This is a genomic window from Streptomyces sp. NPDC047049, assembly GCF_040643995.1.
In the GTDB taxonomy this organism is placed as follows: Bacteria; Actinomycetota; Actinomycetes; order Streptomycetales; family Streptomycetaceae; genus Streptomyces; species Streptomyces mooreae.
On the sequence record NZ_JBEYVM010000001.1, the window covers coordinates 579,396 to 594,515 of the forward strand.

Consider the following 15,120-nt stretch of genomic DNA (forward strand, 5'->3'; position numbering starts at 1 on the left):
TGTGTTTTCTACAGTTGGCCCCCCGTCTGTTTGTTCCGGCCCCCCGGGGGGGGGGGGGGGGGGGGGGGGGGGGGGGGGGGGGCTGCCGCCCCCCCCCCCGGCCGGGGTGCGAGCTGGGGTGAGCTGTGGTGGTGATCACGGAGCGTTGATATCGCCGGTGGCGGGGCGGTGGTGGGGTGATGCCGGGGCGCTCACCCGGTGGAGTGGCAAGTCGTACCGGAGAGCAGACGGCCGTGGCCCGGCACCCCGCCGTGCCCCAAGGGCCGCTCGCCGGGGCCCGGTACCGCCCCGCCGGGCCCGGCCGGCCCCCCGGCGCCCCCGTCCCGGACCGGCCCGGCACCGCGCCCCGAGCCGCCCGCTGCCTCGGCCCGGGGCTGCCCCCGTGCGCCGGACGGAGGAATAACCGCACGTCATCCGGGGGCCGGTGGCCGACCCGGCGGTAGTTGTGGGCCCCCGCACCGTCGCCCTGTGCGCGGACGACGAGTAGCCTCGCGCCATGCGAGCGATCACTATCCCGGAGCCCGGTGGACCCGAAGCACTTGTCTGGGCGGAGGTGCCCGATCCGCAGCCCGCCGAGGGCGAGGTCCTGATCGAGGTCGTGGCCAGTGCCGTGAACCGCGCCGACCTGCTCCAGCGCCAGGGCTTCTACGACCCGCCGCCGGGATCCTCCCCGTATCCGGGGCTGGAGTGCGCGGGGCGGATCATCGGGCTCGGTCCCGGTGTGCACGGCTGGGCCGTCGGGGACGAGGTGTGCGCGCTGCTGGCGGGCGGCGGATACGCGGAGAAGGTCGCCGTCCCGGGCGGGCAGGTCCTGCCCGTGCCGAACGGCCTGGATCTGGTCTCGGCCGCCGCGCTGCCCGAGGTGACCTGCACGGTCTGGTCGAACGTCTTCATGATCGCGCATCTGCGGCCCGGCGAGACGCTGCTGGTCCACGGTGGTGCCAGCGGCATCGGCACCATGGCGATCCAGCTCGCCAAGGCGGTCGGTGCGCGGGTCGCGGTCACCGCCGGCGGCCCCGAGAAGCTGGCCCGCTGCGCCGAGTTGGGCGCGGACATCCTCATCGACTACCGCGAGCAGGACTTCGTCCAGGAGATCCGCAAGGCCACCGACGGCAGGGGCGCGGACGTCATCCTCGACATCATCGGTGCGAAGTATCTGCAACGGAACATCAAGGCGCTGGCGGTCAGCGGGCGGTTGGCCGTCATCGGGCTGCAGGGCGGGGTGAAGGCGGAGCTGAATCTCGCCGCCCTGATGGCGAAGCGCGCCGCGATCACCGGCGCCGGGCTGCGGGCCCGCCCGCTGAACGAGAAGGCGGCCATCGTCGCCGCCGTCCGGGAGCATGTCTGGCCGCTGGTCGGCAACGGACAGGTGCGGCCGATCGTGGACCGTACGCTCCCGATGCCCGAGGCCGCCGAGGCGCACCGCATCGTGGAGGACAGTGCGCATGTCGGCAAGGTCGTGCTGACGCTCTGAGCCGGCCCGGCCGCCCCTCCCGTCACCCGCGCCGCCCGGGCCCGCCCCTCCCGCGTCCTGTCGGGTAACCCGCCCGATATGTCCGAGATGCCGTGAATCTCATCACATGTGACTCTGAGGAGGTCACCCGACGGCTCGGCACGGGAGGGGCACTGTGGTCGCTCCAGGTTTCCGTTCGCGCATTGCCACCGGTCTGTTGGTGGCCGCCGTCGTCCTGCCCGTTCCGATAGGAGCCACCTCGGCTGCGGCCGCGGACCGGCGGGTCACACCGGTCGACCACCTCCCGCACCTCGCCCGCCCGGGCGATCAGCCCGACGACTATGCGCAGGACGAGACCGGACCCGATGAGTACGGGTTCGACGACTACGGGCCCGACGACTTCGCGGCCGACCGTCGTCCGTTCGGTGGCCGCGATGACGGAGTGGGCCGGGGCCACCACGGTCACCCCGGCCGTCACGGGGCACCGGCGCGCCTCCCGGAGCTGTCGCCTCGCTTCCCCGGGACCCCGGACGCCTTTCCGCGCTTCCCGCACCGGCCGTCGCACCGCCACTTCGGTGGTCCTCATCTGCCCGGACGGTGGCACCACCGCCCGCATCACCCGTTCAGCCCTGGCTTCGTCGGGCTGGACGGTCCGTCGTACCCCTTCCCGGGACCTGACTACGGCGGCGCGGGCTTCCCGGGGGCGGGTCATCACGGGCCGACCGCCGGGGCGAACGCTCCGGACGCCGACCGTGCGCACCGCCGCCCCGCTCCGCGCCCCCCGGCGTCGAAGCACCCCAGGCCCGCGCCGTCCGCGTCCCATGCGGCAGAGAGCTCCCCGGCACGGCTGTCGTCCTCGCATCGTTTCGATGTCGCCGACCGGTTCACCCGGCGTCCCTACGAGGCGTTGCCGCCGCTTCCGACCCCTTCCGCCCCGGAGGAGGCGCGCTCGGTACGGGAAAGCGCGGACGGCGAAGCGGCCGCAACGGCGAGCCCTTACGCCATGGAACCCCCGGGCGCACCGGTCGAGCGGGTCCTTCCGCTGGGCGCCGGCCTCGCTCTCACGGGCCTGGGGCTGGCTTTCTTCGCCCTTCGGCTGCGCCGGAGCTGAGGCCGGCCGCTTGCCGGCGGAACCTGCCGACGGTCCTGCCGGCGGTCCTGGGGGCTGTCTTGTCCGTGGCGTTGTCGGCGGTTTCACGTGAAACGGTGGGAATCCGTTGTTTCACGTGAAACCGCGGCAGCCGAGTCCGCCCGGAAGGGTGGATCACCTTCTCTCAGGGGCACCACCCCTCATGACCCCTCGTACGAGAGAATGGCGGCATGGATATGCCGATGAATGAACGGTCGCAGGAAAATCCGCACGTCCTGGTGGTCGGCCCGGACGGCATGGCACTCGGCAGCTCCGGTGGCGGGGGCGAGGGCGACGAGCCCCGTGAGACCCCCGTGACGGACATGGTTGAACAGCCTGCGAAGGTCATGCGCATCGGCAGCATGATCAAGCAGTTGCTGGAGGAGGTGAAGTCCGCGCCTCTGGACGAGGCGAGCCGGGTCCGGCTCAAGGAGATCCATGCCAGCTCGGTCAAGGAGCTGGAGGACGGGCTGGCGCCCGAGCTGGTCGAGGAGCTGGAGCGGCTGTCGCTGCCGTTCACCGATGAATCGGTGCCGACGGATGCGGAGCTGCGGATCGCCCAGGCTCAGCTGGTGGGCTGGCTGGAGGGCCTTTTCCACGGCATTCAGACCGCACTGTTCGCCCAGCAGATGGCCGCCCGTGCCCAGCTGGAGTCGATGCGCCGCGCGCTGCCGCCCGGAGCCGTTCCGATGGACGGCGAAGAGGTCAAGCCCGGCCAGGGCGGCGCCCGCTCGGGCCCGTACCTCTAACCCGGTCCGTACTTCTCACCCGGCCCGTACTTCTCCTCACTCGGGCTTGCACCTCTCACGCTGTCCCACGAACTGTTACGCCGGAGCCGGCGCACCACGCACGGAACAGACAGAAGCGGATACAGACGGAAGGGGCCGGCACGCTGTGCGCGTGCCGGCCCCTTTGCTGTCCACGGGCGGCCCTGGCGGGCCGTCGCCGTCGCCGTCGGCGACCGCCGTCAGCCGCTGCGGCCGGTCGAGACGGTCAGTTCGATGGGCTCGGTCTTGCTCGGGAGCCAGTAGGTGAAGGCGGCAGGCGTCTGACTGGTGACGGTGTTCTTGCCCCAGAGCGCGCTGTCCTCGTGCGCGACGATCTTGTACTTCCAGCCCGCTGCCTCGATGCACTTCTTCACCGAGCCCAGGTTCTTGAAGCGGAACGAGGGGACGAGGATCTTGCCCTTCTCGCTGAAGCTCTTGCTCGGGTTGGTGCACTCGGACATCAGGATCGTCGCCGACTTGTCCTCCGGCTTGACGTTCTGAGCCGGCGAGGCCGTCTCGATGTCGGTGTCGCCGGAGTAGGCCGAGGACGGGCTGACGCCACCGCCGTTGTTCTCGCTGGAGCCGGCGCTCAGACCGATGCCGATCGCGAGCGCGGTGACCACGATCACGCCGACTATCGCCGAGATGACGACCACCGCGGTGTTGTTCTTGCGCCGGGCGGGGCCACCGGCCGGCGGCATCGAGGCCGTCACGGGCGGCGGGCTGTACGGCGGCGGCTGGAAGCCACCCGAGTTGAAGGGGGCCGGCCCCGGAACGGGCCCCGGCGCGGGCGTCGAGTAGCCGCTGTTCGGCGGCGGGGGCGTCGGGTAGGTGTTGTTCGGCGGCGCCGGCGTCGACGGGCCGAACCCGGCCGCCTGCGTCGGCTGATACGGCTGCTGCACGCTCGGCGGCGCCGGGGTCTGCGGGTTGCCGGAGGCGGTGGGGAACACCGCGGAGGAGACCGAAGCGCCGCTGGTGCGCGCCCGCGGGCCCTCGCCGATGATCAGTGGTGTGGCACCGGACTGCCCGGAGCCGACGATCCGCAGGCACTCGTCCCGCATCGCCTCGGAGGTGGGGAACCGCTCGTTGGGATTCTTCTTCAGCGCGCGGGCCACCAGCGCGTCCACGGCCGGCGGCAGCGAGCTGTTGATGCTCGACGGGACCGGGGGCTCTTCCTGGACGTGGGCGTAGGCGATGGCGAGCGGGGAGTCCGCGTCGAACGGCAGCTGACCGGTCAGCAGCTCGAAGAGCATGATGCCGACGGAGTAGAGGTCGGAGCGGGCGTCCACGGCCCGGCCGAGGGCCTGCTCGGGCGACAGGTACTGCGGAGTGCCGACGACCATGCCGGTCTGGGTCATGGACGTCACGCCGGACTGCATGGCGCGGGCGATGCCGAAGTCCATGACCTTGACCACGCCACGCTTGTTCAGCATGACGTTGCCGGGCTTGATGTCCCGGTGGACCAGGCTCATTTCATGGCTGACCTCGAGCGCGGCCAGCACATCGGCCGTGATCTTCAGGGCCTTTTCCGTCGGCATCGCGCCATGCTGGGCGATGTCGTTGTCCAGATCGGAGCGCAGCGGCTGGCCCGCGACGTACTCCATGACGATGTACGGCACCATGCCGCCGTCGAGCTCGTCCTCGCCCGAGTCGTAGACCGAGACGATATTGGTGTGCGTGAGTTTCGCCACAGACTGGGCCTCACGCCGGAAGCGCTCACGGAAGGCCTGCTCGCGGCCGAGCTCGGTGTGCAGCGTCTTGATCGCGACCTCGCGGTCCAGCACGCTGTCGTAAGCGAGGTGCACGGAGGCCATGCCACCGGCGCCCAGAAGATCACGAAGCTGGTAACGTCCCCCGCCGACCGCACGGCCCTCGAATTGGCCCTGAGCGCCGTCCTGGCTCATCGTTCCGCTTCCCCCTAGGCGCTATACGCACATGTATAGCGATCAAAATCTGGAATTCCGCAGCCAAGTCTGCCCCAGGCCTCGGACACGTCAAGCCGTGTGCCCGTTCCGTGACCAGATGTGCAAGATCCCGTCGCGGTCAGAAGACGGTTCCGTGCCTCATTACCCCAGGTGAGCTTGCGGCAAGTGACGCGCGGGAGGTTTGATGGCCGGTCCGCGACGGACCGGCGAGTGCCGCGGAGCCTGTAGCGTGCTCTAGCGAAGACCGATGACCTTACCGCTCTCATGCGGATTGATTCGACGGCGAGGACCGATGGCACCGACGCAGAGCCCCCAGGGCCCGTCCGATCCTGACGCCACCGGCTCCAATATCCCCGACGCACCGGAGATGTGGGGCAACGGCGGGCTGGTCGGCGATGGCCGCTACCGGCTCACGCGACGGCTCGGCCGCGGCGGAATGGCGGAGGTGTTCGCGGCCGAGGACGTACGTCTCGGCCGGACCGTCGCCGTGAAGCTGCTGCGCGCGGACCTCGCCGAGGACCCGGTCTCCAAGGCCCGCTTCACGCGTGAGGCACAGTCCGTGGCCGGGCTGAACCACCACGCGGTGGTGGCGGTCTACGACTCCGGCGAGGACCTGGTCGGCGGCAACACCGTGCCGTACATCGTGATGGAGCTGGTCGAGGGCCACACCATCCGCGATCTGCTGCTCAACGCCGACGCCCCGCCGGCGGACCAGGCGCTGATCATCGTCTCCGGTGTGCTGGAGGCGCTGGCCTACAGCCACCAGCACGGCATCGTGCACCGTGACATCAAGCCCGCGAACGTGATCATCACGAACACCGGCGCCGTCAAGGTCATGGACTTCGGTATCGCCCGTGCCCTGCACGGCGCCGCCTCCACCATGACCCAGACCGGCATGGTCATGGGCACCCCTCAGTACCTCTCCCCGGAGCAGGCGCTCGGCAAGACCGTCGACACCCGCTCCGACCTGTACGCCACCGGCTGCCTGCTCTACGAACTCCTCACCCTGCGGCCGCCGTTCACCGGCGAGACCCCGCTGTCGGTCGTCTACCAGCACGTCCAGGACATGCCGGTGGCGCCCTCCGAGGTTGCCGACGCGGTGCCCCCGGAGCTGGACGGCCTGGTCATGCGGTCGCTGGCGAAGGACCCCGACGACCGCTTCCAGTCCGCCGAGGAGATGCGCGGCCTGGTCCAGTACTCGCTGCAGATGCTGCACGAGCAGGGCGGTCACACCGGCACCTGGAGCACCGGCCCGGTCGCGGTGCACGAGGGCGGCCACACCTCGTCCCTGGGGGCCGCGGCCACCACCGCGCTGCCGCACCCCGACGCCGGGCAGACCACGGCGCAGCCGATCCTCACGCCCGGTATGCGGGCCGACGACGGCGGCTTCGACGGCGGGCCCCGGCCGGCCAAGGGCGGCCGCGGCAAGGTCTGGCTGATCGCCGCGCTCGCGGTGATCGCCATCGCCATGGGTGTGGCCTTCGCGATGCAGAACACCGGTGGTCAGGGCAAGAAGCACGACACCCCCACGTCGCAGTCGCCGAAGCCGACGAAGGACGACAAGTCGAGCGAGGAGCCTTCGGAGGAGCCGAGCCCCACGGAGACCGACCCCGGCAACACGGGTGAGGACGACAGCACGTACAGCGAGCCGCCGCCCTCGCAGCCCAGCACGCCGGAGACCTCACAGCCGCCCACGTCACAGCCCCCGACATCGGAGCCGCCGACGTCCGCGCCGCCCAGCGACACCGGCGGGACGTCCGACGGTGGCCCCACGGACGGCACCGCTGACGGGGGCGCCGCGGACGGCGGCACCGCCGACGGCGGGGCGAGCACCGGCGCGGACGGCGGCGCCACCGCCGGTTCGGACGGCGGCCCCGGAGCCACGCTCGGTGGCACCGGCTGAACCGGCGCCCTTCCCGGTTCAGCCGGTGAAGGCGTTCCGTACGGCCCGGTATTCGCGGGTCCACCACACGGCCAGTGCGGCCGCCGCCGGGAACTGTGGATCGGTGCGACGGTCGCCCAGCTGGTAGCGCCAGGTCAGCATCCAGAAGTCGTTCAGCCGCTCCCACCACACCCGGTGGACGGCCGCCGCGAGCTCATCGGCGCCGGCCTGACAAGTCCTGCGGTAGGCGCTCGCGTACGCCGCCACCTTCGCCAGGTCCAGCGTGCCGCACGGGCGGACGAAGAAGATCGCGGCGGCGCGCACCGCCTCCTCGGCCCGGGGGTGGACGCCCAGCCGGTCCCAGTCGACGATCGCGGTCGGCTCCGCGTCGCGGTAGAGCACATTCAGCGGATGGAAGTCCCCGTGCACCCAGCCGGCCGGCGGCTCCGCGCCGGGGGCCGGGCGGTGGTGCGCCAGCTGCGCCAGCAGGGCCCGGCGCTCCAGCAGACGGTGTTCGGCGAGTTCGTCGAAGCTGGTGCGCGGCCGGGCGCCGCGGGCCAGGGCCAGCAGTTCCTCGATCGTCTCGAAGGTCCGCTCGGGGTCGGCGCCGGCGTCCGCGCAGGGCGGCCGGGGCGGATGCGGCTCGTCGGCCATGACCTGCTCCAGCGTGGTGTGGACGAGCCCGAGCAGGGCGCCGAGCTGCCAGGACTGGCCGTGGGTCAGTGCGGTGCCGCCCAGGTGCCCCCCTTCGACCCAGGGGTGCAGGGCGTAGCAGCGGCCGTCGAGGACGGTGACGGTGTGGCCGTCGTCGTCCGCGACGGGCGGGACGACCGGCAGGCCGAGCGCGGCGAGCCGGCGGGTGGCGCGGTGCTGGCGGGTGAGGGCCGCGCGGTCGCCGTCGAGGTGGTGTTTGAGGAAGTAGCGGCCGCGGGTGGTGGCGAGGAAGTAGCCGTGGTTGAGCAGGCCCTCGGCGACGGGTTCGCACGACAGCGGCGCACCGGCGCCGGCGTAGTGGCGGAGCAGGGATCCGAGGGTGTCTTTGTCGGGCGTTGCCGCCGTCCGGACTACAGATGAGCGCAGCACGCGCCAGATGTTAGATCAACTGCGCGTGTCGGAGTGGGTGTGCCGGAAAGCCTTACGCAGAGTGCGCATAGCGGAAGACGGGTACATCGGTGAGGCAGTGCATGGTCACGAACTCCGGCTCGATGCGCAGGAAGACCGGGTCGAAGGGGACGCCGTCGGCGAGCAGCGGAGTGCGGCCGAAGAGCGCGCGCACGGCGGGGGTGGGCTCGATGACCCGGGCGGTGCCGGTGAACTGCACCGACCATGTGTCGGGCTCGCCGCTGTTGACGTTGTCGGCCTCGTAGGCGACCACGCTGCCGTCCAGGGCATGGTGGTAGCCGTAGCCGCGGTGCAGCCGCAGGACCAGCCGTCCGTCGAGGACGAGGTGACGGGTGACGGTGGTGAAGGGCAGCGCCCGCCGACTGGCGGAGACGCGCCCGTAGGGCGTGCGGCTCAGCAGGTCGATGGCACGGTAGTTGTCGGTGGGCATGTCACCACCTTGCCGGGTGGTTCCGGTCGGCACGTAGGGGCCGGCAGCCCCCGGCGGACCGGGTCGATGGTCCTGAATCGCCATGAGCCGGGCAGACGGCGCCCGGCTGTTTCAGTGGCGCTCCGCCTGCCGTCGTGCGACGTACGCGGCGGCCTGCGAGCGGCGCTCCATGCCGAGCTTGGACAGCAGGCTGGAGACGTAATTCTTGATCGTTTTTTCGGCGAGATGGAGTCGTTCACCGATGGCGCGATTGGTCAGCCCCTCGCCGATCAGGTCGAGAATCCTGCGTTCCTGGTCGGTGAGGCTCGCCAGCCGGTCGTCGCCCTTCGCGGTATTGCCGTCGCGCAGCCGCTCCAGCACCCGGGCGGTGGCCACGGGATCGAGGAGGGACTTCCCGGCCGCCACCTCGCGCACCGCGGAGAGCAGTTCGTTGCCCCGGATGGCCTTGAGGACATAACCGGCCGCACCGGCCAGAATCGCATCGAAAAGGGCCTCGTCATCCGCGAACGAGGTCAGCATCAGGCATTTGATGTCCTCGTCCTGCGAACGGATCTCACGGCAGACCTCGACACCGCTCCCGTCCGGCAGCCGGACATCGAGCACCGCCACGTCCGGACGCGTCGCCGGGATCCTGACCAGGGCATCTGCGGCGGTTCCCGCTTCGCCGACCACCTCGATGTCGTCCTCGACCGACAGCATTTCGTGAACGCCACGCCGGACAACTTCGTGGTCATCGAGCAGGAATACCGTGATTTTTCCGTCTTCGCGCACCACACCAGTCTCACACATCAACCCTTCCCGTGCTCCAGGTCAGCGATATAACGTGCCGTTGTCCCGGCGGCCTGCAACGCTGTGACCAGGAGTTGTTCCAAGCCTCCGCGGTTTACTTGGAAATCCAAGCAAAATCGCAGGTCAGCGCCGTTTCCACTTCGGCTTTGACAATGGGTAACGTGCAATGAGCAGGCCACCTTCCGGGAGCTTTGTTCCACCCGGAGCCGGCCGCGTTCGCACACACCCCGTGCGCCGTATCGGATACCGGGTGAGCCGCAATACGGCCACCGGCGGACCCCGGGGGCCGGACAGACGGAGGAGCAGCACGTGACCGTGGAAGGCACTGCGCAGCGGAAAAACGCCCGCGGCAGCAGCAAGCGCACCACCGCCAAAAAGGCGACGTCGGCGAAGAAGGCGTCCCCGGCCAAGAACCGGAACTCCGGTCGGCCCGAGCAGGCGGAGCAGGACCAGCTCGTACAGCTGCTGACCCCCGAAGGGAAGCGGGTCGAGCACCCGGATTACTCGATCGATCTCTCCGCCGACGAGCTGCGCGGGCTCTACCGCGACATGGTGCTCACGCGGAAGTTCGACGCCGAGGCGACCACCCTCCAGCGCCAGGGCGAACTGGGTCTGTGGGCCTCGCTGCTGGGCCAGGAGGCCGCCCAGATCGGCTCCGGCCGGGCGCTGCGCGACGACGACTATGTCTTCCCGACCTACCGCGAGCACGGTGTGGCGTGGTGCCGCGGCGTCGACCCGACGAATCTGCTGGGCATGTTCCGCGGTGTCAATCACGGCGGCTGGGACCCCAACAGCAACAACTTCCACCTGTACACCATTGTCATCGGTTCGCAGACGCTGCATGCGACCGGCTATGCGATGGGTGTGCAGAAGGACGGCACGGATTCCGCGGTGATCGCGTATTTCGGTGACGGTGCCTCCAGCCAGGGAGATGTCGCGGAATCCTTCACCTTCTCCGCGGTCTACAACGCCCCGGTCGTGTTCTTCTGCCAGAACAACCAATGGGCGATTTCCGAACCCACCGAGAAGCAGACCCGAGTGCCGCTCTACCAGCGCGCCCGCGGTTACGGATTCCCCGGCGTACGGGTCGACGGCAATGACGTACTGGCCTGTCTCGCGGTGACCAAGGTGGCGCTGGAGCGCGCGCGTACCGGCCAGGGCCCGATGCTCGTCGAGGCCTTCACCTACCGCATGGGTGCGCACACCACCTCCGACGACCCGACGAAGTACCGGGAGGACGAGGAGCGGGCGGCCTGGGAGGCCAAGGACCCGATCCTGCGGCTGCGGACGTATCTGGAGGCCGAGGGCCTGGTCGACGAGGCGTACCTCGCCTCGATCGACGAGGAGAGCGAGGCCTTGGGCAAGCGGGTCCGCGATGCCGTGCGTGCCATGCCCGACCCGGACACCATGGCGATCTTCGAGAATGTCTATGCCGACGGGCACGCGCTCGTCGATGAGGAGCGCGCGCAGTTCGCCGCGTACCAGGCGTCGTTCGTCGATGCCGATGCCGCCGCGGAGGAGAACTGACCATGACCGTCTTCGAGAAGATCACCATTGCCAAGGCGATCAACGAATCGCTGCGTGCCTCCATGGAGGCGGACCCCAAGGTCCTCGTCATGGGCGAGGACGTCGGCAAGCTCGGCGGCGTCTTCCGGGTCACCGACGGTCTGCAGAAGGACTTCGGCGAGGAGCGGGTGATCGACACCCCGCTCGCCGAGTCCGGCATCGTCGGCACCGCGATCGGCATGGCGCTGCGCGGCTACCGCCCGGTCGTCGAGATCCAGTTCGACGGCTTCGTCTTTCCCGCCTACGACCAGATCGTCACCCAGCTCGCGAAGATGCACGCCCGCGCGCTGGGCAAGGTCAAGGTGCCGGTCGTCATCCGCATCCCGTACGCGGGCGGCATCGGCGCGGTCGAGCACCACTCCGAGTCCCCCGAGGCGCTGTTCGCGCACGTCGCGGGGCTCAAGATCGTCTCTCCCTCGAACTCCTCCGATGCCTACTGGATGCTCCAGCAGGCCATCGCGGGTGACGACCCGGTCATCTACTTCGAACCCAAGCGCCGCTACCACGACAAGTCGCGCCTGGACACCGAGTCGATCCCCGACCCCCTGCACAAGGCCCGGGTCACCCGGACCGGTTCCGACCTCACGCTGGCCGCCTACGGCCCGATGGTGAAGGTCTGCCAGGACGTCGCCAACGTCGCGGCCGAGGAGGGCAAGTCGATCGAGATCGTCGACCTGCGCTCGCTCTCCCCGATCGACTTCGACACCGTGCAGTCGTCGGTGCAGAAGACGGGACGGCTGGTCGTGGTCCACGAGGCCCCGGTCTTCTTCGGTGCGGGTGCGGAGATCGCCGCCCGGATCACCGAGCGGTGTTTCTACCACTTGGAGGCCCCCGTCCTGCGGGTCGGCGGGTTCCATTCCCCGTATCCGCCCTCCCGTCTGGAGGACGAGTACCTTCCGGGACTGGACCGGGTGCTCGACGCCGTCGACCGTGCGTTGGCGTACTGAGGGTTTGAGGAGAGTTCGTAACCATGACTGCAAGTACCGCCCGAGCCCAGCGCTTCCGCGAGTTCAAGATGCCCGACGTGGGCGAGGGCCTCACCGAGGCCGAAATCCTCAAGTGGTACGTCCAGCCGGGTGACACCGTCACCGATGGCCAGGTCGTCTGTGAGGTCGAGACCGCCAAGGCCGCCGTGGAACTGCCCATTCCCTACGACGGAGTGGTGCATGAGCTGAACTTCGGCGAGGGCGTCACCGTCGACGTCGGCACCGTCATCATCTCCGTGGACACCGACCCCGGCGCCGGACCGGTCGCGGCACCGGCCGCGCAGCAGGCGCCGCAGGCCGCCGCGTCCACCGAGGAGGAGGCCGAGCCTCAGGGCCGGCAGGCGGTGCTGGTCGGCTACGGTGCCGCGCCGTCCTCGACCAAGCGCCGGGCGCGCAAGCCCCAGGCAGGGGTGCCGGCCCAGCCGGAGCCCGCGCGTGCCGCGCTCCAGGCGGAGCTGAACGGACGGGCCGCATCCGCCGCCCCGGTGGCCGCTCCCGCTGCTCCCGCCATCTCCCCGGCCGCCGCTCCGGTGACTCCGGCCGCCAACGGCGCGGGTGCGGGGCCCGTCGGCCGGCCGCTGGCCAAGCCGCCGGTGCGCAAGCTCGCCAAGGACCTCGGTATCGACCTGGCGACGATCGTCCCGACCGGCCCGGACGGCGTCATCACCCGCGAGGACGTCCATGCGGCCGCCACCCCGGCAGCTGCGCCGTCCACGACGGAGGTTCCCGGGCCGGTTTCCGGCGCCCCGGTGGCCGCCCCGGCCGAGCCCGGTCTCGTCGATGCCGCCGCCCGGGAACGGCGGGTACCGGTCAAGGGCGTACGCAAAGCCACCGCGCAGGCCATGGTCACCAGCGCCTTCACCGCGCCGCATGTCACGGAGTTCATCACCGTCGATGTGACCCGCACGATGAAGCTGGTCCAGGAGCTCAAGCAGGACCCGGACATGGCGGGGCTGCGGGTCAACCCGCTGCTGCTCGTCGCCAGGGCCTTCCTCGTCGCCATCAAGCGTCATCCGGAGGTCAACGCCGCCTGGGACGAGGCGCGTCAGGAGATCGTCTACAAGGACTACGTGAACCTCGGGATCGCGGCGGCCACCCCGCGCGGTCTGATCGTCCCGAACATCAAGGACGCCGGGGTCAAGACACTCCCCCAACTCGCTGCGGAACTGGGCGACCTGGTCGCCACCGCCCGCGAGGGCAAGACGTCCCCGGCGGCGATGACCGGCGGTACGGTCACCATCACCAACGTCGGCGTCTTCGGCGTCGACACCGGGACGCCGATCCTCAACCCGGGGGAGTCGGCGATCCTCGCCTTCGGAGCGGTCAAGCTCCAGCCGTGGGTCCACAAGGGCAAGGTGAAGGCGCGCCAGGTCACCACCCTCGCGCTGTCCTTCGACCACCGGCTCATCGACGGTGAGTTGGGCTCCAAGCTGCTCGCGGATGTCGCGGCCGTGCTGGAACGGCCCAAGCGCCTGATCACCTGGGGCTGAGCCGGGGTGCGGGACCGGGCGGTTCGGAGCGGTGTTTCACGTGAAACTCCGTCTCGGGACCGCCCCGGCCCCGTGGACGAGCATCTGCTCGCCCGCCCCGCGCCCCCGCTCCGGCCGTACGGCAGCGCGTGTGCGGCTACCGGCAGGCCGGAGCAGAGAGACATCCTCGGCGCGCGCCGCAGCGCATCCATGCCGGTCAGCCGCGGATGAGCTCCACGGCGCGGCTGAAGTGAGCCACCGGTCCAACCGGGGCCGACTCATCCGGGTGGGTGGCGCCGCGGGTCAGTGCGAAGCTCGCCCACAGGCCGGCGACGATCAATGCCAGCACGACGGTGTTCCGCGTACGGCGGCCGGCGTTCGTCCTGGGCTGCATGGTCAACTCCCCTTGGGTGTGGGAGCCTCCCCGGCTCCCTGCCTCTATTCACCCACGGAATCCGTGCCGGACCGTACGCGGCAGGTATGGACTCTTGTCAGACCTGAGGCGGACCCGGCATCGCTCTCCGGTACCCCTTTCGGCAGAGGGCGGGCCTGTTGCGGGAAAGGGTTTGCGGCCGTCGGCCGGGCTGCCTACGGTCGGCGAAATGAGCAGCGAAATGATCATCCGGCGCTACCGGGCATCCGACCAGGACGTGGTCACCGATCTGTGGTCCCGGGCCGTGCAGAAGGCGCATCCCTTTCTCGACGGGGAGGACCGGGGCGACGGGGCCCGGATCCTCCGTGAGGTCGACCTCGTCCGGACGGAGAACTGGGTAGCCGAGCGTGAGGGCAGCGTCGTCGGGCTGCTCGGACTGCTGCCCGGCGGGGCAGGGGCAGATGCAGGGGCAGGGGCCGGTGTCGGCGGGCTCGTTGTGGCGCCGGAAGCCCAAGGGGGCGGCATCGGGCGGGAGTTGCTGGAGCATGCGGCATCGCTGCACGGTGCGCTGGCCCTGGAGGTCTTCGAGGGGAACGACACGGCCCGGCGCTTCTTCGCGCGTCAGGGCTTCACGGAGCGGGGGCGGCGGACGGACGAGGAGACCGGCCATCCAGTGATCGCCCTGGACCGGGCCGCGCCGCTGAAGTCGGTGGGCTGGCTGCATGTGCGCGACGGGCGGCTGCTGAGCGTACGGACGCGGGGGAATGACACGTTCTATCTCCCCGGTGGCAAGTACGAGCCCGGGGAGACCGCGCGGGAGGCCTTGTCGCGTGAGCTCAGCGAAGAGCTCGGCCTGGTGGTGCCGGTGGAAGACCTTTCGGAGGCGTTCGTCATCCATGACGTGGCTCACGGCAAGAACGGGCGCCGGCTGCGGATGACCTGCTTCACCGGCGGGCCCCAGGACATCACACCGGTCCCCGGCCGGGAGATCGCCGAGTTCGCCTGGTTCGACCGCCAGGAGGCGCGTGAGCGCTGTGCCCCCGCCCATTCGCAGGTGGTGAACCGGCTGATCGCCCAGGGGCGGATGCCGGGCTGAGGGCGCGGCGGCCGGGGGGCGGAGGTCGGGCCGGGGCGGCCGGGGCCGGGGGCCCGCCGCCCGGCCGCCCCTCCGCGGCGGCCGCGACTCCGGCAGTGCCCCACCAGGACCCCTGGCCCCGCCTCCCCTCCCC

13 protein-coding genes are annotated in these 15,120 nt (G+C 70.6%); 8 read left to right on the top strand and 5 right to left on the bottom strand.

The window, feature by feature from the left end; all coding sequences use genetic code 11:
- Positions 1 to 496: 496 nt before the first annotated feature.
- The 3 genes from ABZ851_RS02725 to ABZ851_RS02735 all read left to right on the top strand — a co-directional run bounded on the left by ABZ851_RS02725 (position 497) and on the right by ABZ851_RS02735 (position 3,331).
- Positions 497 to 1,474, top strand: a complete 978-nt coding sequence (locus ABZ851_RS02725; protein ID WP_361121079.1) for an NAD(P)H-quinone oxidoreductase — start codon at positions 497 to 499, stop codon at positions 1,472 to 1,474.
- Between the two features lie 154 nt (positions 1,475 to 1,628).
- Positions 1,629 to 2,564 (top strand): hypothetical protein, encoded by a 936-nt coding sequence (locus ABZ851_RS02730; protein WP_361121081.1) that lies wholly within the window; start codon positions 1,629 to 1,631, stop codon positions 2,562 to 2,564.
- 209 nt (positions 2,565 to 2,773) lie between these two features.
- The gene (locus tag ABZ851_RS02735; protein ID WP_361121084.1) at positions 2,774 to 3,331 is read left to right on the top strand and encodes a bacterial proteasome activator family protein; all 558 of its coding nucleotides are present in this window, start codon (positions 2,774 to 2,776) and stop codon (positions 3,329 to 3,331) included.
- 218 nt (positions 3,332 to 3,549) lie between these two features.
- On the opposite strand, the gene ABZ851_RS02740 is transcribed toward ABZ851_RS02735, so the two are convergent.
- A complete protein-coding gene (locus tag ABZ851_RS02740) occupies positions 3,550 to 5,253 on the bottom strand; it encodes a protein kinase (RefSeq protein ID WP_361121087.1) in 1,704 nt (567 codons plus the stop codon).
- Positions 5,254 to 5,566: 313 nt separating this feature from the next.
- Between ABZ851_RS02740 and ABZ851_RS02745 the strand changes: the two genes are divergently transcribed.
- Positions 5,567 to 7,177 carry a protein kinase gene (locus ABZ851_RS02745; RefSeq protein WP_361121090.1) on the top strand — a complete coding sequence of 537 codons (1,611 nt, stop codon included), beginning with the start codon at positions 5,567 to 5,569 and terminating at the stop codon, positions 7,175 to 7,177.
- 18 nt (positions 7,178 to 7,195) lie between these two features.
- Here the strand turns inward: ABZ851_RS02745 and ABZ851_RS02750 are convergent, their stop codons facing one another.
- From ABZ851_RS02750 to ABZ851_RS02760, 3 genes are all read right to left on the bottom strand, one after another.
- Entirely contained in the window at positions 7,196 to 8,239 is a 1,044-nt protein-coding gene (locus tag ABZ851_RS02750; RefSeq protein ID WP_361121093.1) for a phosphotransferase, read from the bottom strand.
- A gap of 52 nt (positions 8,240 to 8,291) precedes the next feature.
- Positions 8,292 to 8,708 (bottom strand): pyridoxamine 5'-phosphate oxidase family protein, encoded by a 417-nt coding sequence (locus ABZ851_RS02755; RefSeq protein ID WP_361121096.1) that lies wholly within the window; start codon positions 8,706 to 8,708, stop codon positions 8,292 to 8,294.
- Between the two features lie 111 nt (positions 8,709 to 8,819).
- Entirely contained in the window at positions 8,820 to 9,479 is a 660-nt protein-coding gene (locus ABZ851_RS02760) for a response regulator transcription factor (protein ID WP_129295375.1), read from the bottom strand.
- A 327-nt stretch (positions 9,480 to 9,806) separates the two neighbouring features.
- On the opposite strand from ABZ851_RS02760, the gene pdhA reads away from it, so the two are divergent.
- The 3 genes from pdhA to ABZ851_RS02775 are packed head-to-tail and all read left to right on the top strand — an operon-like array spanning position 9,807 to position 13,539.
- Positions 9,807 to 11,024 (top strand): pyruvate dehydrogenase (acetyl-transferring) E1 component subunit alpha, encoded by a 1,218-nt coding sequence (gene pdhA, locus ABZ851_RS02765; protein WP_336047458.1) that lies wholly within the window; start codon positions 9,807 to 9,809, stop codon positions 11,022 to 11,024.
- A gap of 2 nt (positions 11,025 to 11,026) precedes the next feature.
- Positions 11,027 to 12,010 (top strand): alpha-ketoacid dehydrogenase subunit beta, encoded by a 984-nt coding sequence (locus ABZ851_RS02770; RefSeq protein ID WP_311623094.1) that lies wholly within the window; start codon positions 11,027 to 11,029, stop codon positions 12,008 to 12,010.
- A gap of 23 nt (positions 12,011 to 12,033) precedes the next feature.
- Complete coding sequence (locus ABZ851_RS02775; RefSeq protein ID WP_361121101.1) at positions 12,034 to 13,539, top strand: dihydrolipoamide acetyltransferase family protein; 1,506 nt, start codon at positions 12,034 to 12,036, stop codon at positions 13,537 to 13,539.
- Positions 13,540 to 13,735: 196 nt separating this feature from the next.
- Here ABZ851_RS02775 and ABZ851_RS02780 read toward each other — a convergent pair whose 3' ends face one another.
- Positions 13,736 to 13,912 (bottom strand): hypothetical protein, encoded by a 177-nt coding sequence (locus tag ABZ851_RS02780; RefSeq protein WP_176956477.1) that lies wholly within the window; start codon positions 13,910 to 13,912, stop codon positions 13,736 to 13,738.
- Positions 13,913 to 14,120: 208 nt separating this feature from the next.
- Between ABZ851_RS02780 and ABZ851_RS02785 the strand changes: the two genes are divergently transcribed.
- Entirely contained in the window at positions 14,121 to 14,987 is an 867-nt protein-coding gene (locus ABZ851_RS02785) for a GNAT family N-acetyltransferase (protein WP_361121104.1), read from the top strand.
- The last annotated feature ends 133 nt before the right edge of the window (positions 14,988 to 15,120 follow it).

Excerpts from the sequence above, each read along its gene's own strand:
- ABZ851_RS02725 (WP_361121079.1), top strand. The coding sequence starts at position 497 with ATGCGAGCGATCACTATCCCGGAGCCCGGTGGACCCGAAGCACTTGTC.
- ABZ851_RS02735 (WP_361121084.1), top strand. The coding sequence starts at position 2,774 with ATGGATATGCCGATGAATGAACGGTCGCAGGAAAATCCGCACGTCCTG.
- ABZ851_RS02740 (WP_361121087.1), bottom strand. The coding sequence starts at position 5,253 with ATGAGCCAGGACGGCGCTCAGGGCCAATTCGAGGGCCGTGCGGTCGGC.
- ABZ851_RS02745 (WP_361121090.1), top strand. The coding sequence starts at position 5,567 with ATGGCACCGACGCAGAGCCCCCAGGGCCCGTCCGATCCTGACGCCACC.
- ABZ851_RS02755 (WP_361121096.1), bottom strand. The coding sequence starts at position 8,708 with ATGCCCACCGACAACTACCGTGCCATCGACCTGCTGAGCCGCACGCCC.
- ABZ851_RS02770 (WP_311623094.1), top strand. The coding sequence starts at position 11,027 with ATGACCGTCTTCGAGAAGATCACCATTGCCAAGGCGATCAACGAATCG.
- ABZ851_RS02775 (WP_361121101.1), top strand. The coding sequence starts at position 12,034 with ATGACTGCAAGTACCGCCCGAGCCCAGCGCTTCCGCGAGTTCAAGATG.
- ABZ851_RS02780 (WP_176956477.1), bottom strand. The coding sequence starts at position 13,912 with ATGCAGCCCAGGACGAACGCCGGCCGCCGTACGCGGAACACCGTCGTG.
- ABZ851_RS02785 (WP_361121104.1), top strand. The coding sequence starts at position 14,121 with ATGAGCAGCGAAATGATCATCCGGCGCTACCGGGCATCCGACCAGGAC.